This is a genomic window from Saccharopolyspora pogona, assembly GCF_014697215.1.
GTDB classification, from domain to species: domain Bacteria; phylum Actinomycetota; class Actinomycetes; order Mycobacteriales; family Pseudonocardiaceae; genus Saccharopolyspora; species Saccharopolyspora hattusasensis.
Window position 1 is genome coordinate 8549017 of the sequence record NZ_CP031142.1, and the last position, 21135, is coordinate 8570151.

At 70.7% G+C, this 21135-nt stretch carries 21 protein-coding genes; 18 read left to right on the forward strand and 3 right to left on the reverse strand.

Annotation, left to right across the window (positions count from 1 at the left end; all coding sequences use genetic code 11):
* Positions 1–113: 113 nt before the first annotated feature.
* The gene (gene pgsA, locus DL519_RS40400) at positions 114–719 is read left to right on the forward strand and encodes a phosphatidylinositol phosphate synthase (RefSeq protein WP_190824515.1); all 606 of its coding nucleotides are present in this window, start codon (positions 114–116) and stop codon (positions 717–719) included.
* Between the two features lie 27 nt (positions 720–746).
* Here the strand turns inward: pgsA and DL519_RS40405 are convergent, their stop codons facing one another.
* Positions 747–2861 carry an elongation factor G-like protein EF-G2 gene (locus DL519_RS40405; RefSeq protein ID WP_190822760.1) on the reverse strand — a complete coding sequence of 705 codons (2115 nt, stop codon included), beginning with the start codon at positions 2859–2861 and terminating at the stop codon, positions 747–749.
* A 212-nt stretch (positions 2862–3073) separates the two neighbouring features.
* Between DL519_RS40405 and pdxS the strand changes: the two genes are divergently transcribed.
* On the forward strand, positions 3074–3991 hold the full coding sequence (gene pdxS / locus DL519_RS40410) for a pyridoxal 5'-phosphate synthase lyase subunit PdxS (protein ID WP_168584614.1): 918 nt from the start codon (positions 3074–3076) through the stop codon (positions 3989–3991).
* Positions 3992–4073: 82 nt separating this feature from the next.
* On the opposite strand, the gene DL519_RS40415 is transcribed toward pdxS, so the two are convergent.
* A complete protein-coding gene (locus tag DL519_RS40415) occupies positions 4074–4646 on the reverse strand; it encodes a helix-turn-helix domain-containing protein (RefSeq protein WP_190822762.1) in 573 nt (190 codons plus the stop codon).
* 69 nt (positions 4647–4715) lie between these two features.
* Here DL519_RS40415 and DL519_RS40420 point away from each other — a divergent pair, with 69 nt between their 5' ends.
* The 13 genes from DL519_RS40420 to DL519_RS40480 all read left to right on the forward strand — a co-directional run bounded on the left by DL519_RS40420 (position 4716) and on the right by DL519_RS40480 (position 17356).
* The gene (locus DL519_RS40420; RefSeq protein WP_190822764.1) at positions 4716–5423 is read left to right on the forward strand and encodes an AzlC family ABC transporter permease; all 708 of its coding nucleotides are present in this window, start codon (positions 4716–4718) and stop codon (positions 5421–5423) included.
* Positions 5420–5731 carry an AzlD domain-containing protein gene (locus tag DL519_RS40425; protein WP_190822766.1) on the forward strand — a complete coding sequence of 104 codons (312 nt, stop codon included), beginning with the start codon at positions 5420–5422 and terminating at the stop codon, positions 5729–5731. Before DL519_RS40420 ends, DL519_RS40425 begins: the two co-directional genes overlap by 4 nt.
* Positions 5732–5867: 136 nt before the next feature.
* Positions 5868–6524 (forward strand): pyridoxal 5'-phosphate synthase glutaminase subunit PdxT, encoded by a 657-nt coding sequence (gene pdxT / locus DL519_RS40430; protein ID WP_168584610.1) that lies wholly within the window; start codon positions 5868–5870, stop codon positions 6522–6524.
* A gap of 15 nt (positions 6525–6539) precedes the next feature.
* On the forward strand, positions 6540–7289 hold the full coding sequence (locus DL519_RS40435; protein WP_190822768.1) for a YebC/PmpR family DNA-binding transcriptional regulator: 750 nt from the start codon (positions 6540–6542) through the stop codon (positions 7287–7289).
* Positions 7290–7378: 89 nt separating this feature from the next.
* The gene (locus DL519_RS40440) at positions 7379–7888 is read left to right on the forward strand and encodes a DUF4262 domain-containing protein (protein WP_190822771.1); all 510 of its coding nucleotides are present in this window, start codon (positions 7379–7381) and stop codon (positions 7886–7888) included.
* A 220-nt stretch (positions 7889–8108) separates the two neighbouring features.
* Positions 8109–8699 (forward strand): crossover junction endodeoxyribonuclease RuvC, encoded by a 591-nt coding sequence (gene ruvC, locus DL519_RS40445; protein ID WP_190822773.1) that lies wholly within the window; start codon positions 8109–8111, stop codon positions 8697–8699.
* A complete protein-coding gene (gene ruvA / locus DL519_RS40450) occupies positions 8696–9295 on the forward strand; it encodes a Holliday junction branch migration protein RuvA (protein ID WP_190822775.1) in 600 nt (199 codons plus the stop codon). Before ruvC ends, ruvA begins: the two co-directional genes overlap by 4 nt.
* 97 nt (positions 9296–9392) lie before the next feature.
* Positions 9393–10376 carry a Holliday junction branch migration DNA helicase RuvB gene (gene ruvB / locus DL519_RS40455; RefSeq protein ID WP_223840441.1) on the forward strand — a complete coding sequence of 328 codons (984 nt, stop codon included), beginning with the start codon at positions 9393–9395 and terminating at the stop codon, positions 10374–10376.
* Positions 10377–10745: 369 nt separating this feature from the next.
* The gene (gene yajC / locus DL519_RS40460; RefSeq protein WP_190822779.1) at positions 10746–11129 is read left to right on the forward strand and encodes a preprotein translocase subunit YajC; all 384 of its coding nucleotides are present in this window, start codon (positions 10746–10748) and stop codon (positions 11127–11129) included.
* 380 nt (positions 11130–11509) lie between these two features.
* Positions 11510–13072, forward strand: coding sequence for a protein translocase subunit SecD (gene secD / locus DL519_RS40465; RefSeq protein WP_190822781.1), 1563 nt, complete (start codon positions 11510–11512; stop codon positions 13070–13072).
* Positions 13069–14250 (forward strand): protein translocase subunit SecF, encoded by a 1182-nt coding sequence (gene secF / locus DL519_RS40470; RefSeq protein ID WP_190822783.1) that lies wholly within the window; start codon positions 13069–13071, stop codon positions 14248–14250. The genes secD and secF overlap by 4 nt, the downstream gene beginning before the upstream one ends.
* Entirely contained in the window at positions 14247–14813 is a 567-nt protein-coding gene (locus tag DL519_RS40475) for an adenine phosphoribosyltransferase (protein ID WP_190822785.1), read from the forward strand. The genes secF and DL519_RS40475 overlap by 4 nt, the downstream gene beginning before the upstream one ends.
* A 224-nt stretch (positions 14814–15037) precedes the next feature.
* Positions 15038–17356 (forward strand): RelA/SpoT family protein, encoded by a 2319-nt coding sequence (locus DL519_RS40480; RefSeq protein ID WP_190822787.1) that lies wholly within the window; start codon positions 15038–15040, stop codon positions 17354–17356.
* Between the two features lie 102 nt (positions 17357–17458).
* Here DL519_RS40480 and DL519_RS40485 read toward each other — a convergent pair whose 3' ends face one another.
* Complete coding sequence (locus tag DL519_RS40485) at positions 17459–18295, reverse strand: peptidylprolyl isomerase (RefSeq protein WP_190822789.1); 837 nt, start codon at positions 18293–18295, stop codon at positions 17459–17461.
* A gap of 184 nt (positions 18296–18479) precedes the next feature.
* Between DL519_RS40485 and DL519_RS40490 the strand changes: the two genes are divergently transcribed.
* Genes DL519_RS40490 through DL519_RS40500 form a run of 3 tightly spaced genes read left to right on the forward strand, consistent with a single transcriptional unit; the run spans position 18480 to position 21084 of the window.
* Positions 18480–19163, forward strand: coding sequence for an MBL fold metallo-hydrolase (locus DL519_RS40490; RefSeq protein ID WP_168584600.1), 684 nt, complete (start codon positions 18480–18482; stop codon positions 19161–19163).
* 20 nt (positions 19164–19183) lie between these two features.
* Entirely contained in the window at positions 19184–20452 is a 1269-nt protein-coding gene (hisS, locus tag DL519_RS40495) for a histidine--tRNA ligase (protein ID WP_190822791.1), read from the forward strand.
* Positions 20449–21084, forward strand: a complete 636-nt coding sequence (locus DL519_RS40500) for a hypothetical protein (protein ID WP_190822793.1) — start codon at positions 20449–20451, stop codon at positions 21082–21084. The genes hisS and DL519_RS40500 overlap by 4 nt, the downstream gene beginning before the upstream one ends.
* The last annotated feature ends 51 nt before the right edge of the window (positions 21085–21135 follow it).

Below are 21135 nucleotides of genomic sequence, written 5' to 3' on the forward strand. Positions count from 1 at the left end.
GTGTCCGAACTCACTATGCCCGCGTTCTTGGGCGTCCGCCGGTGCCGCTGATCACCGGCGGCTAATCTGCAGGCAAGGACAACTCGGTGCACAGGCGGCTGACACTACAAGCAATGCTCAACATCTTCGCGCGGGTTTCTCTATCGCGACTGACCGACCCGATCGGCGCGGGCTTGGTCCGCCTCGGGCTGTCGCCGAACGTGGTGACGGTGACCGGCACGGCCGCCAGCATCGCCGCTGCGCTCTGGTTCTTCCCGCACGACCAGCTGTTCGTGGGCACCGTGGTGGTCGCGGTCTTCCTGTTGTTCGACATCCTCGACGGCGCGATGGCGCGAGCCGGTGGCAAGGCGACGCGGTTCGGCGGCGTGCTGGACGCGAGTTGCGACCGGCTGGTCGACGGCGCGCTGTTCGGCGCGCTGGTGTGGTGGTCGCTGGTCGTCGAGGTGAACGAGCTGCGCGGCCTGGCGTTGCTGATCTGCCTGGTGAGCGCCCAGGTGATCTCGTACGTGAAGGCGCGTGCGGAGGCCAACGGCCTCAGGTCCGACGGCGGCCTCGCGGAGCGCGCCGAACGGTTCCTCGTGGTCCTGGTCGGCACCGGCCTCCACGGCCTGGGCGTGCCGTACGTGCTGGACGTCGCGGTCTGGCTGCTGGTGGTGCTGTCGCTGATCACGATCGCCCAACGCCTGATCGCCGTCCACGCCTCCTACCGCGACCTCTGAGCCTCCCACCCGGGACCGGGGCGGTGGTCACTTCTGCGGGACGAGGGACTCGGGCATCGGTTCGTAGCTCTCGAACTGCCGCGTGTAGGTCGCACTGCCGGAGCTCAGCGACCGTACGTTCACCGTATAGCGCACGAGTTCGCTCGCCGGCACGTGCGCGCGCACCACGGTCCACCCGCTGTCCTCCGGCTCGGTTCCGATCACCTTGCCGCGCCGGCTGGACAAGTCGCCGAGCACCGCCCCGAGGTGCTCGTCGGGGATGCGCACCGCGACCTCGTCGACCGGCTCCAGCGTGATCAGCCCCACCTGCTCGGCGGCGGCCTTGAGCGCCAGCGCGCCGGCTGCCTGGAACGCCGCGTCGGAGGAGTCGACGCTGTGCGCCTTGCCGTCCACCAGCGTGACCCGCACGTCCACCAGTGGGGCGCCCTCGTTAATGCCCTTCTCGATCTGCGCCCGCACGCCCTTCTCGACGCTCGGGATGAACTGCCGCGGCACCGCGCCGCCGACCACCCGGTCGGCGAACTCGACGCCCGAACCGCGCGGCAGCGGCTCGACCTCGATGTCGCACACCGCGTACTGACCGTGCCCGCCGGACTGCTTGACGTGCCGCCCGTGGCCCTTGGCGGGCTGGGCGAAGGTCTGCCGCAGGGGCACCCGAACCGGCACCGTGTCGACCTCCGCGCCGCCTTCGCGCAGCCGTTGCAACACCACTTCCGCGTGCGCTTCGCCCATGCACCACAACACCAGCTGGTGGGTCTCGCTGTCGCGTTCCAACCGCAGGCTCGGATCGGCGGCGATCAGCCGGTTGAGGTTGCGCGCCAACGCGTCCTCGTCGCTGCGGGTGTGCGCGGTGACGGCGATCGGCAGCAGCGGCTCCGGCATCGGCCACGGCTTGAGCAGCAGCGGCTCCGACGGATCGGACAGCGTGTCACCGGTCTCGGCCGAGCCGATCTTGGTCAGTGCGCACAGGTCGCCGGCGATGCAGTGCGGCACCTCGCGCAGGTTCACGCCCAGCGGCGAGTACAGGTGGGCCACCCGCTCGTCCTCGTCGTGGTCGGGGTGCCCGCGCTCGGCCATGCCGTGACCGGAGACGTGCACCGGTCGCTCCGGGCGCATCGTGCCGGAGAACACGCGCGCCAACGAGACGCGGCCCACGTACGAGTCGACCGAGGTGTGCACCACCTCGGCCGCCAGCGGCCCGTCCGGGTCCGGAGTGAGCGTGCGCGGGTTGCGGCCTTGCGGGTCGGTGAACTCCGGCAGCGGGTGCTCCAGCGGCGACGGGAAGCCGCGCCGGATGCCCTCGAGCACCTCGCGGATGCCGACCCCGGTCATCGAGCACACCGGCAGCACCGGGTGCAGGCCGCCCTGGGCCACCGCCTTCTCCAGGTCGGTGATCAACGTGTCCTCGTCGATCTGCTCGCCGTTGAGGTAGCGGTCCATCAGCGACTCGTCCTCGCTCTCGGCGATGATCGCCTCGATGAGCTCGCCGCGCGGCTGGTCGATCTGCTCGCGCAGCCGCTCGTCGGCCGCGATGGTGCCGCCGAGCTCGTAGACCTGCTCGGTGAGCAGGCCGACCAGCCCGAAGAACTCGCCTTCCGCGTCGAAGTGCGGCAGGTACAGCGGCAGTACCCCAGAGCCGAAGGCTTCCTGGCAGCTCAGCAACGCGGTTTCGTAGTCCGCGCGCGGCTGGTCCAGCCGGGCGATGATCACCGCGCGCGGCATGCCGACCGCCGCGCACTCCTGCCAGATCGCACGGGTCGCGGGGTCGACGCCTTCCGCGGCCGCTACCACGAACAACGCGGCGTCCGCGGCGCGCAGCCCGGCGCGCAGCTCGCCGACGAAGTCCGCGTAGCCGGGCGTGTCGATCAGGTTGACCTTGATGTCGCCGTGGTGCATCGGCGCGACGGCGAGGCCGATGGATCGTTGCTGCTCGATCGAGGCGGGCTCGTGGTCGCACACCGTGGTGCCCTCGGTGACCAGCCCGGTTCTGGGGATCGTCGAGGTGGCGGCCAGCATCGCCTCGGCGAGCGTTGTTTTGCCGGCCGCCGACGGGCCGACCAGCACGACGTTGCGGATCTTCGCGGGTTCTGAGGGGGCCGGGATCGCCGGCCCTCCTACCGTGCCGCTTTGTTTGCTGCCCATGAGTCAACTCCCTGCGCGCTCCCGGCGACCGACTGTGTCTCCGATCACACACCTCGTGTCCGGGTCGTGCAAGGCCGGTGGTCACCCGTCGTGCGGGTGGTTTCCGGTGGCCGCAAGTGGACTACCGGAATTCGGGGTTAGTGGACCGTGGAAATGGTCCAGTTCCGGAATAGCCTGGTCGCGGCAGAGCACCGACAACAGGAAGGCCGAAGGTGACGACCGTCGACGCCAAGGACACCACCGGCAACGCCCAGACCGGTACGGACGGGGTCAAGCGGGGCATGGCCGAAATGCTCAAGGGCGGCGTGATCATGGACGTGGTGACGCCCGAGCAGGCCAAGATCGCCGAGGCCGCCGGTGCGGTCGCGGTGATGGCGCTGGAGCGGGTGCCCGCCGACATCCGCGTCCAGGGCGGTGTAGCCCGGATGTCCGACCCGGACATGATCGAGGGCATCATCGACGCCGTGTCCATCCCCGTGATGGCCAAGGCGCGCATCGGCCACTTCGTCGAGGCGCAGGTGCTGCAGTCGCTGGGCGCGGACTACATCGACGAGTCCGAGGTGCTCACCCCGGCCGACGAGGTCAACCACATCGACAAGTGGGCGTTCACCGTGCCGTTCGTGTGCGGCGCGACCAACCTCGGCGAGGCCCTGCGGCGCATCTCCGAAGGCGCGGCGATGATCCGCTCCAAGGGCGAAGCCGGCACCGGGAACGTCGTCGAGGCGACCCGGCACATGCGGCAGATCCGCGCCGAGATGCGGCGGCTCTCGGTGCTCAGCGACGACGAGCTCTACGTCGCGGCGAAGGAGCTGCGCGCGCCGGTGCAGCTGGTCCGGGAGATCGCCAAGACCGGGAAGCTGCCGGTCGTGCTGTTCACCGCGGGCGGCATCGCGACCCCTGCCGACGCGGCGATGATGCGCCAGCTGGGTGCGGAAGGGGTCTTCGTCGGCTCGGGCATCTTCAAGTCCGGCGACCCCGCGAAGCGCGCCGAGGCGATCGTCAAGGCGACGACGTTCTACGACGACCCGGACGTGATCGCGAAGGTCTCCCGGGGCCTAGGCGAGGCGATGGTCGGCATCAACCTCGACGACCTCACCGAGCAGCAGCGCTACGCCCAACGCGGCTGGTAACCCCGATCGCGTGCAGGCGCGAAGGGCGCCGCTGGCCGGCTACATCGGTCGGAGGCGCCCTTCGCGCCTTTCGCGATCGCCGTCAGGCGTGTTCCATGACGAGGACCGCCTTGGTGCTCGGTTCGAGGGCTTCGTAGACGTGGGGGACGTCGCCGGAGAAGGAGATGTAATCGCCCACCTCCAGTTCCACCGGGTTCTCCTCCGGGCCCGCTCGCAGGCGCCCCGCGGTGAGGACGACGTGCTCCACCGAACCCGGGATGTGGGCGTCCGCGCGGCGGACCCTGCCCGGTTCCAGTTCCAGGACGTAGAGGTCGCGGCGGGCGCCGGAGCGGCCCGAGGACAGCAGCGCCGCGGCGTAGGCCGACTGCTCCGAGCGCACGAGCGGGACCTGACCGGCCCGGACGACCCGCACCTGCGGAGTCGGCGGGTCGACGAGACGGCTGAACGGCACGCCCAGCGCCACGCCGAGCGCCCACAGCGTTTCCACGCTGGGGTTCCCGGTGCCGGATTCGAGCTGCGACAGGGTGGACTTCGCGATCCCGGCGCGCCGGGCGAGTTCGGTGAGGGTCAGCCCGGCGCGGTCGCGTTCGCGGCGCAGGGAAGCGGCGATGGTCTCCAGCGGCGGCGCGGCCGCGGTGTTCTCGGTCTCACTCATGGCTGTTCGCTCTATCAGTCCTTGAATTCGGTTTGACGAACACGGCCCTTGTTGTTCAGGATAGCGAACGTGAGTACGTTAGAGCGAACACGAGTGGGATTCTGGCGGGATGAGCTGCTGCGCGACGTGCTTTCGATGGCGGTGGCGATGGCCGTCGTCGGCGCCTCGCTCGGCGCCATCGCGGTGAGCAAGGGCGTGCCGCTGTGGATGATCACGCTGATGGGTGCGGTCGTGTTCGCCGGCGGCTCGGAGTTCATGGTGGTCGGCCTGGTCGCGGCCGGCGCCGCCCCGGTCACCGCCGTCCTCGGCGGGCTGATGCTCAACGCCCGCCATCTCCCGTTCGGGGTGGCGGTCGGCGGACTGCTGGACCGCGGCTGGCCGAGCCGGTTGATCGGCAGCCACCTGATGGTCGACGAATCCGTCGCGTTCGCGCTCGCGCAGGACACCCTTGCCGAGAAGAAGCGCGCGTACTGGCTGACCGGCATCGCGCTGTACTGCGCCTGGGCCCCGTCGGTGTTCCTCGGCGGGCTGCTCGGCCAGGGCGTCGGCGACCCGGGCGCCTTCGGCCTGGACGCCGCGATGCCCGCGGCGCTGCTCGCGCTGCTCATGCCGTCGCTGCGCGAATTCCGGACCCTGCGGGCGGTCGCGGTGGGTGCGCTGGTCGCCGTGCTCACCACCCCGCTGCTGCCCGAAGGCTTGCCCGTGATGGCCGGGCTGGTCGGCCTGGCCGCCGCGCTGCCGCTGCCGAAGCGACTGGCGGGGGAGGCGGTCCGATGACGCTCGGAGTGGTCTTCGCGCTCGCCCTGGGCACCTACGCCATGCGCCTGGCAGGCCCGCTGCTGCGCGACCGGATCCGGATCTCCGACCGGTGGGAGCAGCTGATGTCGATCGCCGCGATCGTGCTGCTCGCGGCGTTCGTCGCCACCAGCACCGCGTTCGAGTCCGGTGGCTTCGCCGGCTGGGCCCGCTTCGCGGGCGTCGCGGTCGGCGGTGTGCTGGCCTGGCGCCGGGCCCCGTTCGTGCTCGTGGTGGTCGCCGCGGCCGCCACCACGGCCCTGCTCCGGCTCACCGGCATCGCGCTGTAGGTCCTCGGTTCGCCGCAATTTCCATTTGAAATCGGACCTTCGATTTCCATGGAAATCGCGGTAGCGCCGGGCGCGGGCTCGCGAGCGACGCATCCCGGGTTTCGGCTGCGGGCGGAAGTGCAGGAGAATCGGAACCGTGACGAAACCCGTGATCGGAGTCCTCGCGCTGCAGGGCGGCGTGGCGGAGCACCTGGCCGCGCTGGAGCGCAGCGGGGCCGACGCCCGGCCGGTCCGCCGCCCCGAGGAACTGGCCGCGGTGCACGGCATCGTGGTGCCGGGCGGCGAGTCGACCACGATGACCCGCCTGCTGGACACCTTCGAGCTCTACGAGCCGCTGCGCGAGCGGCTTGCGGCGGGGCTGCCCGCCTACGGCTCGTGCGCCGGGATGATCATGCTCTCCGGCGAGGTGCTCGACGAGGACCGGGAGCCGCCGGCGGTCCGCCCGCTGGGCGCGCTCGACATCGTCGTGCGGCGCAACGCCTTCGGGCGACAGGTCGACTCCTTCGAGACCGACCTGGACTTCGCGGGCATTCCGGACGGCCCGGTGCACGCGGTGTTCATCCGCGCACCTTGGGTCGAGAAGGTCGGCGCCGACGTAGCGGTGCTGGCGACCGTGCCCGACGACCCGGACAACACCGGGCGGAACGAGGCCGCCGGTAGGATCGTCGCGGTTCAGCAGGGACCGGTGCTCGCCACCTCCTTCCACCCGGAGCTGGTAGGCGGGGACGAGCGCGTGCACCGCTATTTCGTAAAGATCGTCCAAGCGCGGCTGAATACCGCAGCGCAGGCGTAGAAAGACGGAGGAGAGATGAGCGGCCATTCCAAGTGGGCCACCACCAAGCACAAGAAGGCCGCCCTCGACGCCAAGCGCGGCAAGCTCTTCGCGAAGCTGATCAAGAACGTCGAGGTTGCCGCGCGGACCGGTGGGGGCGACCCCGAGGGCAACCCGACCCTGTACGACGCCATCCAGAAGGCGCGCAAGAACTCGGTGCCGTTGGACAACATCGAGCGGGCGCGCAAGCGCGGTGCCGGTGAAGAAGCCGGCGGCGCCGACTGGCAGACGATCATGTACGAGGGCTACGGCCCCAACGGCGTCGCGATGCTGGTTGAGTGCCTGACCGACAACCGCAACCGGGCGGCCGGCGAGGTCCGCACCGCGATGACCCGCAACGGCGGCTCGATGGCCGACGCGGGCTCGGTGGCGTACCTGTTCAACCGCAAGGGCGTCGTGCTGCTGCCGAAGAACGGCCTCAGCGAGGACGACGTGCTCTCGGCGGTGCTGGAGGCCGGCGCCGAGGAGATCAACGACCTCGGGGAGAGCTACGAGATCCTGGCCGACCCGACCGACCTGGTCGAGGTGCGCAAGGCGCTGCAGGCGGCGGGCATCGAGTACGACTCGGCTGAGACCAACTTCCTGGCCTCGGTCAACGTCGAGCTGGACGCCGAGGGCGCCCGCAAGATCTTCAAGCTGATCGACGCGCTCGAGGACTGCGACGACGTGCAGAACGTCTTCGCCAACTTCGACATCTCCGACGACATCATGGCCGAGGTCGGCTGACACGAGCCGTGCACGGACCGCTCCCGTCGGTGTCCACAGTGGCCCAGTGCCCCGGGTGCCGGCGGGGGCGGTTTTGCTTCGCGGGCAGAATGGCGGCCGTGGTCGACACTGATGAGGCTCTGCGCAAGTGGATGGTGAACACCGCGGACGAGCACGGCGCCGCGGTGATGCACGTGGCGGGCGACGACCGCGGCGCGGCGTACGCGTTCTCGGTGGGGGCGTGGCGGCGCTTCGGAAAGCCCGAGGTCGTCGTGATCGGGCTGCCCCAGGAGGTCGCGCACACGGTGGTCAACACCTACGTGGAGCGGGTGGGCAGGGGCGCGCGGTTCCAGCCGGGGCAGCTCTACGACGGCTTCCTGCAGGGCTGCCCGATCACCTTCGAGAAGGTCGCGCTGCAGCACTACCCGGAGTACCTGGGCAGCGCGTTCCTGGTCTACAACGGGCCGGACTTCCCGGCGGTGCAGCTGATCGCGTCAAGCCCGGAGGGCGGCAAGTTTCCCTGGCAGCCCGACGCCCCGGGCGGCTTCCGCGAGTACCAGCCGATCCTGACCGACAGCGGCCTGCCCGAGAGCTGGACCCCCGGCGCCAACGGCCCCTGACCGGCTGCCCACCCACCGCCACTCCGCAGGGGAGCAATTTCGTGAGAAATTGACGTTCACCCGAGTGACGGTCAATTTCTCGCGAAATTGCACCCAACCCGGGTGATGGAGCCGTTGCTGGACTTGCCCGAGTCAGGTGCGCGCGTGTCGGTGCGATGTCGGTGTCCGGCGATTCGATAGGGTTCGAACGAATGTTCATCGGGCGAGGGCGGGTGGCGTCGTGCGCGTGCTGGGAGTCGACCCCGGGCTGACCCGCTGCGGGCTCGGCGTGGTCGACGGCGGTCGCGGCCGGGAGGTCGCCTGCGTCGCGGTCGGCGTGGCGCGCACCCCGCCCGAGGACGCGCTGGCCAGCCGGCTGCTGGCGGTCGCCGACGTGGTGGAGCAGTGGATGGACGAGCACCGCCCCGAGGTGGTGGCGATCGAGCGTGTCTTCAGCCAGCACAACGTGCGCACCGTGATGGGCACCGCGCAGGTCTCCGGCGTCGTCGCGCTGGCCGCCGCCCGGCGCAACCTGCCGGTGGCCTTCCACACGCCAAGCGAGGTCAAGGCCGCCGTCAGCGGTTCCGGCCGCGCCGACAAGCGCCAGCTCACCACGATGATCACCAAGATCCTCGGACTGGCCGCGGCGCCCAAACCGGCCGACGCCGCCGACGCGCTGGCGCTGGCGGTCTGCCACCTGTGGCGGGCCCCGATGGCGGCCCGGCTCGCCGCGGCGGAGGCCCGGGCCGCCGAGCTCGCCCGCAACCACCGCGCCCGGCTGAAGGCCGCGCAACAGGCCACCCGGGCTCGAACAGGAGGGATTTCCCGATGATCTCCACGGTGCGAGGTCCCGTGCTGTCCGTCGGGCTGGACCACGCCGTGGTCGAAGTCGGCGGCGTGGGCATGGCGGTGCACGCCACCCCGGTCACGCTGGCCGGGCTGCGCCGCGGCGAGGAGGCGCGGCTGTGGACGTCGCTGATCGTGCGCGAGGACTCGCTGACGCTCTACGGCTTCGCCGACGCCGAGGCCCGCGACCTCTTCGTGCTGCTCCAGACCGCCTCCGGGGTCGGCCCCCGGCTTGCGCTGGCCACGCTCGCGGTGCTCGCGCCCGACCAGCTCTGCCACGCGCTGGCCGACGGCAACCTGACGGTGCTCACCCAGGTGCCAGGCATCGGCAAGAAGAGCGCCGAGCGGCTGGTCCTGGAGCTGCGCGACAAGGTCGGGGTGGTGGCCGGGACCGCGGCCGGTCCGCCGGCGACGTTGGACCGCGGCCGGGTCCGCTCGGAGGTGTCCGAGGCGCTGGTGGCCCTGGGCTTCTCGGCCAAGCAGGCCGAGCAGAGCGTCGAGGCCGTGCTGGCCGCTGGCAACGGCGACCTGGACACCTCGGCGGTGCTGCGCAAGGCGCTGGCCACCCTCGGCCCGAAGTGAGGTCGGCCTGATGCACGAGGACAACGACGGCTGGCCGCCGTCCGATGACGGCGTCGCCCTGACCCCGCACCAGGATCCGGGCGACCAGGACGTCGAGATGACGCTGCGCCCGCGCAAGCTGAGCGAGTTCGTGGGCCAGGCCCGGGTGCGCGAGCAGCTCGAACTGGTCCTGCACGGCGCGCTCAAGCGCGGCGAACAGCCCGACCACGTGCTGTTCTCCGGCCCGCCGGGGCTGGGCAAGACCAGCCTGTCGATGATCATCGCGACCGAGCTCGGCGCCTCGATCCGGGTCACCTCCGGCCCGGCCCTGGAGCGCCCCGGCGACCTCGCGGCGATGCTGTCCAACCTCGCCGAGGGCGACGTGCTGTTCATCGACGAGATCCACCGGATCGCCCGCCCCGCCGAGGAGATGCTCTACCTGGCGATGGAGGACTACCGGGTGGACATCGTGGTCGGCAAGGGCCCAGGGGCCACCAGCATCCCGCTGGAGCTGGCCCCGTTCACGCTGGTCGGGGCCACCACCCGGTCCGGCGCGCTGACCGGGCCGCTGCGCGACCGGTTCGGCTTCACGGGGCACATGGAGTTCTACACCGCGGCGGAGCTGGAGCAGGTGGTGCGCCGCTCGGCCGGGATCCTGGGCGTGGACCTGCGCGACGACGGGGCCGTCGAGATCGCCGGCCGGTCCCGGGGTACTCCGCGAATCGCCAACCGGTTGCTGCGGCGGGTCCGTGACTTCGCGGAGGTGCGGGCCGACGGAACGGTGACCCGTGAGATCGCGCAGGCCGCGCTGGAGGTCTACGACGTCGACGAGATCGGCCTGGACCGGCTGGACCGGGCCGTGCTCCGGGCGCTGATCAGGTCCTTCCGCGGCGGCCCGGTGGGGATTTCGACGCTGGCGGTCGCGGTCGGCGAGGAGCCCAGCACCGTCGAGGAGGTCTGCGAGCCGTACCTGGTGCGGGCCGGCATGCTCGCCCGCACCCCGCGCGGCCGGGTCGCGACGGTGGCGGCGTGGCAACACCTGGGCATGACGCCGCCGCAGCACGCGCCCGGCGAGTCGCAGGCGGACCTCTTCGGCGAGTGATCGAATATTGACAAATCGCCGATACTGTGTCCCACGCCCAGCTATCGGCTCGCCGTCGGGGTGCTGGTCCGTGCTTGCGGCGTGACGTTATCCTCCTCACGTCCCGCTCGGTGGAGACGAGCCGTGTCAAGCGGCGCCGCCGGACGGGAGGTGTGCAGCGCGACAGGCACGAACCGCGCCCCGCGCGAGAGCGGGGAGGCGCGTCCGCGAACAGCTCGCGGCCCGCGCGGGCCGTGGAGACTCTCCTGGTTCCCAGCGGGAGATGACGTCGACCCGAGTTGACCTGGCACACTGGGGCAGAACATCCGAACAATTCGGGCGCAGTACTGCGAGGGCTGGCGCCCCGAAGCGTCCGCTGAACGGAGCACGATGGACCTCCAATCCCTGATTCTTCCGCTGCTGATCGTCCTGCTGGCGGTGCCCCTGTTCCTGCAGGCCCGCAAGCAGAAGCGCGCGGTGGCCGAGCAGCAGAAGCTGCAGAACTCGATCGCCCCCGGCGACAAAGTGATGACCACCTCCGGCATGTTCGGCACCGTCGTCAGCACCAGCGACGACAGCATCGACCTGGAAATCGCGCCGGGCATGACCACCACCTGGGTGCGCGCCGCGGTCCGCGAGAAGGTCAACACCGACACCGCCGCGGAGGCCAAGAAGGACCAGGTTTCGGCCGAGGCGAACAGCGCCGAGGCCGCCGTGATCACGGAGTCGAAGGCCGAGGTCGCCGAGCCGATCGAGCAGCAGAAGATCAACTGACGTCCGGCGGGACGTTCCCGTGCCACCGGGTGCCGCACCGGCGCCCGGCAGGCGGGGCCGTCGCCGCCCGGGGCGCGACGCGGGCACCGGTTCTCCGGGCCCGCGTCTGTGCGTAGTGGACGATCAATGCACAGCCGCCACCCGGGCCGGTGGCGCTCGCACCGGGCCTGTCAGACTGGATAGCGGAACGCGGTGATCCGCCACTCCTACGTGGCGAAGATTGCCAAGAGAGCGCGCCGATCGGGGAACCTGGCGAACCCGGCTGTAGTTTGGCGGCGTTGCGGTGGAACCGCCCGCCGCGGCTCGCGCAGTTCGGTAGGTGACGCCTATGCGAACCGACCGCGCACCCGATACGGACCGTGGACAGGAGAACTGACGCCGTGGCACCTCCGGCCGGGCAGCTTCGCCCAGGGCGTTATCTGGCGATCTTCGCGCTGATCGTCGTGGGGCTGTACGCACTGGTGTTCTTCACCGGTGACGGCAAGCCGACGCCGAAACTCGGGATCGACCTGCAGGGCGGCACCCGCGTGACGCTGACGGCTCGCACACCGGACGGCCAGCCGCCCACGAACGAGTCACTGAACCAGGCCCGGCAGATCATCGAGACCCGCGTCAACGGCATGGGCATCAGCGGTTCCGAGGTGACTCGGGACGGCAACAACCTGGTGATCACCGTGCCGGGCGCGGGCGGTGAGGAAGCCAAGCAGCTGGGACAGACCGCCGAGCTGAACTTCCGCAAGGTCGTCAACGCGGTGCCCGCGGCGCCGCCGCCGGCGGGGACCACCCCGCAGCAGGCCGCGCCGCCGCCCGGGCCGGGCGACCAGCGGAAGGCGATCGACGAGGCGAAGGCGCTCCGGCAGAGCACCGACCCGAACGTCCAGATGCAGGCGCTGCAGTCGCTGAACTGCGCCGCCGAGGACCCGCTGCGCGGCAACGACGATCCGAAGCTGCCGCTGGTCACCTGCGACCGCGAGGGCCAGCAGAAGTACCTGCTGGAGCCGGTGTTCCTGCCGGGCAAGGAGGTCGCGAACGCGCTGGCCGTGCCGCCGCAGCCGCAGGCCGGGCAGCCGGGCTGGACGGTGTCGCTGGACTTCAAGAGCGAGGGCGCCAAGGTCTGGGCCGACTTCACCTCCGCCAATGTCGGTCAGCAGGCCGCGTTCGTGCTGGACACCGAGGTGGTGTCGGCGCCGGAGATCCAGCAGGCCCTGCTGGGCGGCAACGCCAGCATCAACGGGCAGTTCAATCAGGAGAGCGCCACCGACCTGGCCAACATCCTCAAGTACGGGTCGCTCCCGCTGGCCTTCGACCAGTCCGAGGCCGAGACGGTGTCGGCGACCCTCGGGGTGGCCTCGCTGGAGGCGGGCCTGATCGCCGGCGGCATCGGCCTGCTGCTGGTCGCGGTGTACTGCCTGCTCTACTACCGGCTGCTGGGCATCCTGACCGTCCTGTCGCTGGCGCTCTCCGGTGGCGTGGTCTACGCGGTGCTGGTGTTGCTCGGCCGCTGGGTCGGATTCACCCTCGACCTGGCCGGCATCGCCGGTTTCATCGTCGCGATCGGCATCACCGCGGACTCGTTCATCGTGTTCTTCGAGCGGCTCAAGGACGAGATCCGCGAGGGCCGCACCTTCCGCTCGGCGGTGCCGCGGGCCTGGACCCGGGCCCGGCGCACGATCCTTTCCGCCGACGCGGTCAGCTTCCTGGCCGCCGCGGTGCTGTACGTGCTCGCCGTCGGCCAGGTGAAGGGCTTCGCCTTCACGCTGGGCATGTCGACGGTGCTGGACCTGGTCGTGGTCTTCCTCGTCACGCATCCGCTGGTGGCGATGGCTTCGAAGAACAAGTTCTTGTCCAAGCCCTCGGTCTCCGGCCTGGGGGCGGTGCAACGGCTCGGTGACCAGTACCGGGCCGCCCGCAAGGCCGCCGCGACCACCGCCAAGGAGGCGTGAAGGTGACGACTCCAGGAACGGAAGGCGCCCAGCGCGGAAGCGTCTTCCACCGCCTCTACACCGGAACCGGTGCCTTCGACATCGTCGGCAAGCGTTCCCGGTGGTACATCTCGCTGGGCCTGCTGGTGCTGGTGTGCATCGGCGCCATGGGTTTCAAGGGCTTCAACCTCGGCATCGACTTCGAGGGCGGCACCAAGATCCAGATGCCCGCGGTCGGTGTCCAGGGGCCGATCCAGGCCGACCAGGTGCAGGCCGCGTTCCAGGACGCGCTGGGCCACCCGGCCGAGACGGTGCAGATCGCCGGTGCCGGGGGCAACCAGAGCATCCAGATCCGCTCGTCGTCGCTGACCACCGAGCAGGTGGCCGCCGTCAAGCAGTCGCTGTTCAACGAGCTGCAGCCGCTGAACGCGCAGGGCGCCCCGAGCGAGCAGGTGATCAGCGACAGCGCCGTCAGCGGCACCTGGGGTGGCGAGATCACCCAGCAGGCGCTGATCGCGCTGGGCGTGTTCCTGGTGCTGGTCACGATCTTCCTGGCGTTCTACTTCGAGAAGTGGATGGCGGTGGCGGCGCTGATCGCGCTGCTGCACGACGTCGTGGTGACCGCCGGGATCTACTCGCTGGTCGGCTTCGAGGTCACGCCGAGCACGGTCATCGGCCTGCTGACCATCCTCGGGTTCTCGTTGTACGACACGGTGGTGGTCTTCGACAAGGTCAAGGAGAACACCCGCGGCCTGCTCGGGCTGACCCGCCGCACCTACGGCGAGGCCGCGAACCTCGCGGTCAACCAGACCCTGATGCGCTCGATCAACACCTCGGTGATCGCACTGCTGCCGGTGATCGGGCTGCTCGTGGTGGGCGCCGGGCTGCTCGGCGTCGGCGTGCTGCAGGACCTGGCGCTGGTGCAGATGGTCGGCATGATCGCCGGTGTGGTGTCGTCGATCTTCCTGGCCACGCCGCTGCTGGTGGACTTCAAGATGCGTGAGCCGAAGTTCCGGGAGCACGCGGCGAAGGTGCAGCAACGCCGCGAGCGCGCCGCTGTCAAGGCCGCCGGGGACGACGTCACGGCAGAGCCGAAGCGCGCGGCCGAGCCAAAGCGCGCCGTCGCGGCGGGCTCGGGTTCGCGCGGTGGGCGTCCCGGTGGCAAGGCGGGACGCCCGTCGGGGAAGCGGCGGCGTTGACCGCGGCGGAGGAGACGGCCATTTCCGTTCAGGTGACCGATTCGACCGATCACGCGCTCCGGCAGGCAACGGAGCTGATCCGGGAGGTGCCGGACTTCCCCGAACCGGGGGTGCTGTTCCGCGACATCAGCCCGCTGCTGGCCGACGGTGCCGGGCTGAACGCCGTGGTGTCGGCGCTGGGCAGGGACATCGAGTTCGACGTCGTGGCCGGTGTGGAGGCGCGCGGTTTCCTGGTCGGCGCGGCGGTGGCGCAGGCGTTCGGGACCGGCGTGATCGGGCTGCGCAAGCCCGGCAAGCTGCCGGTGGTCGCGGACCGGGTGGACTACACCCTGGAGTACGGCCGCGCCACGCTGGAGCTACCGGCGGACACGCTGCGCGCCGGTCAGCGGGTCCTGATCGTGGACGACGTGCTGGCCACCGGCGGCACCCTGGGCGCGGCGTGCCGCCTCGTCCGCCAGGCCGGTGCCGACGTCGCGGCGGCGGCCGTGGTCCTCGAGCTGACCGCGCTGGAAGGCCGCGACAAGATCATGGGCGAGACCGTCCGGGCCCTGCTGCAGGCCTGATTCGTCGAGGTGAGGGGCACTCGTGACCTGCTGGCCGGGTCGCGGGTGCCCTTCGCCGTGCTGATCGGTCGGGCTGAAGTTCCCGGGTCCGTCGACTGCGCCAGGTGACCGCTCGGCGTATCACACCGGGACCAGGGAAGGTTCGTATCCCGGATGGCGTTATTCTCAGTGTCCGGGTCCCCCGGACCTGGGACGAGAGCAATGCCTGAGCCCGGGAGCGTGCGGTGAGCCAACACGTCGAATCTCCTGCTGCGGCGACCGATCCGGTTGCCGAGCCGCGGGCGGCCTCCGCGACGCGTCGGGTCCGCGCCCGGCTGGCCAGGAGGATCACGGCGCAGCGGGCCACCCCGGTGAAGCAGGTGCTGGAGCCGCTGGCCACGGTGCACCGCGAACTCCACCCGCAGGCGGATCTCGCGCTGTTGCAGGGCGCCTACGACGTCGCCGAGGAGAAGCACAGCAGCCAGCGGCGCAAGTCCGGCGACCCCTACATCACGCATCCGCTGGCGGTCGCGACGATCTTGGCCGAGCTCGGCATGGACACCACCACGCTGGTGGCCGGGCTGCTGCACGACACCGTCGAGGACACGGACTACTCGCTGGAGAAGCTCGGCGCCGAGTTCGGCGAAGAGGTGGCGCACCTGGTCGACGGGGTCACCAAGCTGGACAAGGTCAAGCTGGGTGCCGCCGCCGAGGCCGAGACCATCCGCAAGATGATCATCGCGATGGCGCGTGACCCGCGGGTGCTGGTGATCAAGCTCGCCGACCGGCTGCACAACATGCGCACCATGCGCTTCCTGCCGCCGGAGAAGCAGGCCCGCAAGGCGCGGGAGACCCTCGAAGTGCTGGCGCCGCTGGCGCACCGGCTGGGCATGGCCACCATCAAGTGGGAGCTGGAGGATCTGGCGTTCGCCATCCTGCAGCCCAAGAAGTACGACGAGATCGTGCGCCTGGTGGCCAACCGCGCGCCGTCCCGCGACACCTACCTGCGCACCGTCATCCACGAGCTCTCGCACCAGCTCGACACGGCGCGGCTGGCCGCGAAGGTGGAGGGCCGCCCCAAGCACTACTACTCCATCCACCAGAAGATGATCGTGCGGGGCCGCGACTTCGACGACATCCACGACCTGGTGGGCGTGCGGATCCTGGTCGACGAGGTGCGCGACTGCTACGCCGCGATGGGCGTGGTGCACGCGCTGTGGCAGCCGATGCCCGGCCGGTTCAAGGACTACATCGCCCAGCCCCGCTTCGGCGTCTACCAGTCGCTGCACACCACGGTGATCGGCCCGGAGGGCAAGCCGCTGGAGGTGCAGATCCGCACCCACGAGATGCACCGCACCGCCGAGTACGGCATCGCGGCGCACTGGCGGTACAAGGAGACCAAGGGCCGTAACGGCAGCGGCGGGCAGTCGGCCGTCGAGGTCGACGAGATGGCCTGGATGCGGCAGCTGCTCGACTGGCAGCGGGAGGCCGCAGACCCCGGCGAGTTCCTCGAGTCGCTGCGCTACGACCTCGCGACCAGGGAGATCTTCGTCTTCACGCCGAAGGGCGACGTGATCACGTTGCCGTCCGGCTCCACCCCGGTGGACTTCGCGTACGCGGTGCACACCGAGGTCGGTCACCGCTGCATCGGCGCCCGCGTCAACGGCCGGCTGGTGGCGTTGGAGCGCAAGCTGGAGAACGGCGAGGTCGTCGAGATCTTCACGTCCAAGGCGGAGGGCTCTGGCCCGAGCCGGGACTGGCTGTCGTTCGTGGCCTCGCCGCGCGCCAAGGCGAAGATCAAGCAGTGGTTCGCCAAGGAACGCCGCGAGGAGGCGATCGAGTCCGGCAAGGAGCTGATCGCCAAGGAGGTCCGGCGGCTCGGCCTGCCGGTGCAGCGCCTGGTGTCGGCCGAGACGCTCGGCGCGGTGGCCCGCGAGCTGCACTACGTCGACGTCACCGGGCTGTACGCGGCGGTGGGGGAAAAGCAGCTGTCGGCGCAGCACCTGGTGCAGCGCCTGGTGACGTTCATCGGCGGACCCGAGCAGGCGGCCGACGAGATCGCGGAGCGGTCGACGCCATCGACCCTGCTCGGCAAGCGCCGCAGCAGCGGCGACTCCGGTGTCGTGGTCAAGGACGCCGGGGACGTGTGGGCGAAGCTGGCGCGCTGCTGCACGCCGGTTCCGGGCGACGAGATCCTGGGCTTCGTGACCCGCGGCGGCTGGGTGAGCGTGCACCGCACGGACTGCACCAACGCCGACGACCTGCGCCGCACGCCCGAGCGGCTGGTCGAGGTGTACTGGGCGCCGTCGGCGTCGTCGGTGTTCCTGGTCGCGATCCAGGTGGAAGCCCTGGACCGGCACCGGCTGCTCTCCGACGTCACCAAGGTGCTGGCGGACGAGCGGGTGAACATCCTGTCGGCATCGGTGACGACCTCGAAGGACCGGGTGGCGGTCAGCCGCTTCTCCTTCGAGATGGGCGACCCGAAGCACCTGGGCCACGTCCTCAAGGCGGTCCGCAACATCGAGGGCGTCTACGACGTCTACCGCGTGACCTCGGCGGCTTAGTTTCCGCAGCTCAGGAGCCGTGAGTGTTTTTGGGTGCCATAGCACCCAAAAACACTCACGGAAGCGGCGCAGCACGCAGGCCGCGCCCCTCTTCGCGTTCGGTCAGGCCTGGACGTCGACCCTCTCGAAGGTGACGTTCTCCTTCGGGTGGCCGCCGCCCGGCGACGGCTCGAACGCGCCGTCGTGGCCCGCGCGGGCGATGCCGTCGATGACCTGCAGGCCTTCCTCGGAGATCGTGCCGAACACGGTGTAGTCCGGCGACAGCGGAGCATCTCCGAAGACCATGAAGAACTGGCTGCCGTTGGTGTTCGGGCCGGCGTTGGCCATCGCGAGGTAGCCCCGCCCGTACTGCAGCTCCGGGAACGTCTCGTCGTCGAAGGTGTAGCCGGGGCCGCCGGAACCCTTGCCCGTCGGGTCACCGCACTGCAGCATCTGCAGGCCCTCGGTGCCGATCCGGTGGCACGACGTCCCGTCGTAGTAGCTCTGCTTTGCCAGGTTGATGAAGCTGTTGACGGTGCACGGGGCCAACGCGCGGTCGAGCGTCAGCGGGATCGCGCCGTGGTTGGTGTTGATAGTGGCCTGCACGGTGCCCTTGGACGACACCTTGCCGTTGGCCGGCGGCTGCACCGGCTTGCTCGCGCCCTTGCTGTCCGGCTTGTACTCGCAGGAGACCGGGTCGGCCAGCGGCGTCGGCCGCGCCGGCGGCGGTGCGAGCTGGGTGGGGATCTGGATCTCCGGCTGCGCCTGCGGCGGCTGCTCCTGCGCCGTGTCACCACCCGTGCGGGTGAAGTAGAAGACGCCCACCACGACCGCGATGACCACGACGATCGTCGCGCCGATGGTGATCAACCGGCGTCGCTTGTCCTGCTCCGCACGGCGCTGCAACTGGCGTTCGAGCTTCCGCTTGGCCGCTTGGCGACGTTGCTCGTTGCTGGGCACCTGCTCCCTCCCCGGATTCGGTGAACCTGATGTTGTCCGGGGAGTTTATGGGGTCGGTCGCGGACCGTTCCTGAGAGCCCGCGCATCGTGCGTGCCGCGCGCGAAGGCGCACGTGGGCGGGACGATAACCTTGGGACAACCGACCCGCTCCATCGGGTGTCGCCGCAACGAAAGGTCGCACTTCGTGCTTGTCCTCGGGTTCCCGGTCGGACCGCTGCAGGCGAACTGCTACGTGCTCGCGCGCGGGGAAGGCGAACCCTGCGTCGTCGTGGATCCCGGTCAGGACGCCGTGCCGCAGCTAGACGAACAGCTGCGCAAGCACCGGCTCGCGCCCGCCGCGGTGCTGCTCACCCACGGGCACTTCGACCACGTCTTCTCCGCAGGTCAGGTGTGCGCCGCGCACGACGTGCCAGCCCACGTCCACCCGGCCGACCGGTTCATGCTCGACGACCCGGGCGCCGCGCTCGGCCCGGCCGGCCGGCAGCTGTTCGGCGACGGCCCGATGATGGACGCGCCCGCCGACGTCCGCGACCTCGCCGGCGGCGACGTGCTGGAACTCGCCGGACTGCGCTTCGACGTCACGCACACCCCGGGCCATACCGGCGGATCGGTGCTGTTCGGCGTCGGGACCGACGAGGGTGGGCGGCTGCTGCTGTCCGGCGACACCCTCTTCGCCGGCGCCATCGGGCGCACCGATCTGCCCGGCGGCGACCACGGCCGGATGCTCGAGTCGCTGAGCACCAAGGTGCTGCCGCTGGACGACGAGACCGTCGTGCTGCCGGGCCACGGACCGACCACCACCATCGGGCGCGAACGTGCGGGCAACCCGTTCCTGCAGGGTCTGCCGGCGTCCGAAGCCACTTCCTGACGAGGACTGAACCACCACTCATGAGCACGTTCACCGCACCCAAGGGCATCCCGGAGTACTACCCGCCGGAGTCGGCGGGCTTCCTGGCGGTCCGCGACACCCTGGCCGACGCCGCGCGCCGCGCCGGCTACGGCTACATCGAGCTGCCGCTGTTCGAGGACACCACCCTGTTCGCGCGCGGCGTCGGGGAGTCCACCGACGTCGTCACCAAGGAGATGTACACCTTCGCCGACCGCGGCGGCCGGTCCATAACGCTGCGCCCGGAGGGCACGGCGGGCGTGATGCGCTCGGTCATCGAGCACGGCCTCGACCGCGGCCAGCTGCCGGTGAAGCTGCACTACAGCGGCGCCTTCTTCCGCTACGAGCGGCCGCAGGCCGGGCGCTACCGGCAGCTGCAGCAGGTCGGGGTCGAGGCGATCGGCGTCGACGACCCGGCGCTGGACGCCGAGGTCATCGCGATCGCCGACGAGGGCTACCGGCGGCTAGGGCTCACCGGGCACCGCATCGAGGTCACCTCGCTCGGCGACAACACCTGCCGCCCCGCCTACCGGGCGAAGCTGCAGGAGTTCCTGCGCGGGCTGCCGCTGGACGAGGAGACCCGGCGCCGCGCCGAGCTCAACCCGCTGCGGGTGCTCGACGACAAGCGGCCGGAGGTGCGGGAAATGGTCGCCGACGCCCCGCTGATGGTCGACCACCTCTCGGTGGCGGCCAAGGAGCACTACGAGCAGGTCAAGGCGCACCTGGTGGACCTCGGCGTGCAGTTCGTGGAGAACCCGCGCATGGTGCGCGGCCTGGACTACTACACCAAGACCACCTTCGAGTTCGTCCACGACGGGCTCGGCGCGCAGTCCGGCATCGGCGGCGGCGGGCGCTACGACGGCCTGATGGCCGAGCTCGGCGGGCAGGAGTACTCCGGCGTCGGCTTCGGGCTCGGTGTCGACCGGACCCTGCTGGCCTGCCAGGCCGAGGGGCTGACCGTCGGCGACCAGGCGCGTTGCGACGTGTACTGCGTGCCGATGGGCGAGACCGCCAAGCGCCGCCTGGTGGCGGCTGCGGGCGGACTGCGGGCCGCCGGGGTCCGCGTCGACGTCGCCTACGGCGGCAAGGGCCTCAAGGGCGCGATGAAGGCGGCGGATCGCTCGGGTGCCCGCTTCGCGCTGGTGCTCGGCGAACGTGACCTCGAAGCCGGCACCGCGCAGCTCAAGGAGCTCGCCAGCGGCGAGCAGCGCGCGGTTGCGCTGGATTCGCTGGTGGACGAGGTCCGGGCCGCCGTGGCGGAGGGGAGATGACCGGAGTCGAGACGATTCCGCTGGATCTGCTGGATCGCAAGACGATCCGGACCCGGGCCCGGAACGTCGCGATCGCCGCGCTGATCGTCGCGGCCGCGCTGGGCGGCATCGTGAGCCTGTTCGCGGGCCCCACGGGCTTCGCGATCACCGCGGCGATCGCGGGAATCCCGTTGCTGCTGCTGGCTTTTGCGGAATCCCGCAAGACCATCGCGTTGCGCGGCCGCGAGCTGGTGGCGCGCGCGGTGGGAACCCGAGTGGTCGATGTGAAGGCCGCGGAACGCTTCGACCTGTTCGTCACCGACCTGCGCGGCGCGCGGACGATCAACCTGCTGATCGGCGGGCCGCCCAAGGGCAAGGCGATCAGCGTTTCGCTGGCGCTGTACGCGGGCACCGGCTGCCGGGAGCTCGGAATTTTCGCGCTGCGCCGGCTGGCGGACACGCTGGCCGGTTCGGCCGATACCCGGGCGCTGGTGCTCTCGCAGCTGGTCGTGGCCCAGCTGAGGGCGGAGGCTCGCGGCGACGCGGCCCCGGACCGCCCGCTGTACCGGCTCGCATCGGTCGCACCGCCGGGCCGGATGGCGCAGCGCCTGCATCCCGACGCGGTCGCCAAGTTCGTAGCGGCCCTGGGCTAGCGCGTCCTCGTGAGTGTTCGTGCCGGTTCTTACCGGAACGGACACTCACGA

What these genes read in the sequence shown, in the direction of transcription:
- ruvA (WP_190822775.1), top strand. Translation starts at nt 8,696, where the DNA reads ATGATCTCCACGGTGCGAGGTCCCGTGCTGTCCGTCGGGCTGGACCAC.
- DL519_RS40405 (WP_190822760.1), bottom strand. Translation starts at nt 2,861, where the DNA reads ATGGGCAGCAAACAAAGCGGCACGGTAGGAGGGCCGGCGATCCCGGCC.
- hisS (WP_190822791.1), top strand. Translation starts at nt 19,184, where the DNA reads ATGAGCACGTTCACCGCACCCAAGGGCATCCCGGAGTACTACCCGCCG.
- DL519_RS40425 (WP_190822766.1), top strand. Translation starts at nt 5,420, where the DNA reads ATGACGCTCGGAGTGGTCTTCGCGCTCGCCCTGGGCACCTACGCCATG.
- ruvB (WP_223840441.1), top strand. Translation starts at nt 9,393, where the DNA reads ATGACGCTGCGCCCGCGCAAGCTGAGCGAGTTCGTGGGCCAGGCCCGG.
- pgsA (WP_190824515.1), top strand. Translation starts at nt 114, where the DNA reads ATGCTCAACATCTTCGCGCGGGTTTCTCTATCGCGACTGACCGACCCG.
- DL519_RS40415 (WP_190822762.1), bottom strand. Translation starts at nt 4,646, where the DNA reads ATGAGTGAGACCGAGAACACCGCGGCCGCGCCGCCGCTGGAGACCATC.
- yajC (WP_190822779.1), top strand. Translation starts at nt 10,746, where the DNA reads ATGGACCTCCAATCCCTGATTCTTCCGCTGCTGATCGTCCTGCTGGCG.
- DL519_RS40440 (WP_190822771.1), top strand. Translation starts at nt 7,379, where the DNA reads ATGGCGGCCGTGGTCGACACTGATGAGGCTCTGCGCAAGTGGATGGTG.
- DL519_RS40435 (WP_190822768.1), top strand. Translation starts at nt 6,540, where the DNA reads ATGAGCGGCCATTCCAAGTGGGCCACCACCAAGCACAAGAAGGCCGCC.
- DL519_RS40500 (WP_190822793.1), top strand. Translation starts at nt 20,449, where the DNA reads ATGACCGGAGTCGAGACGATTCCGCTGGATCTGCTGGATCGCAAGACG.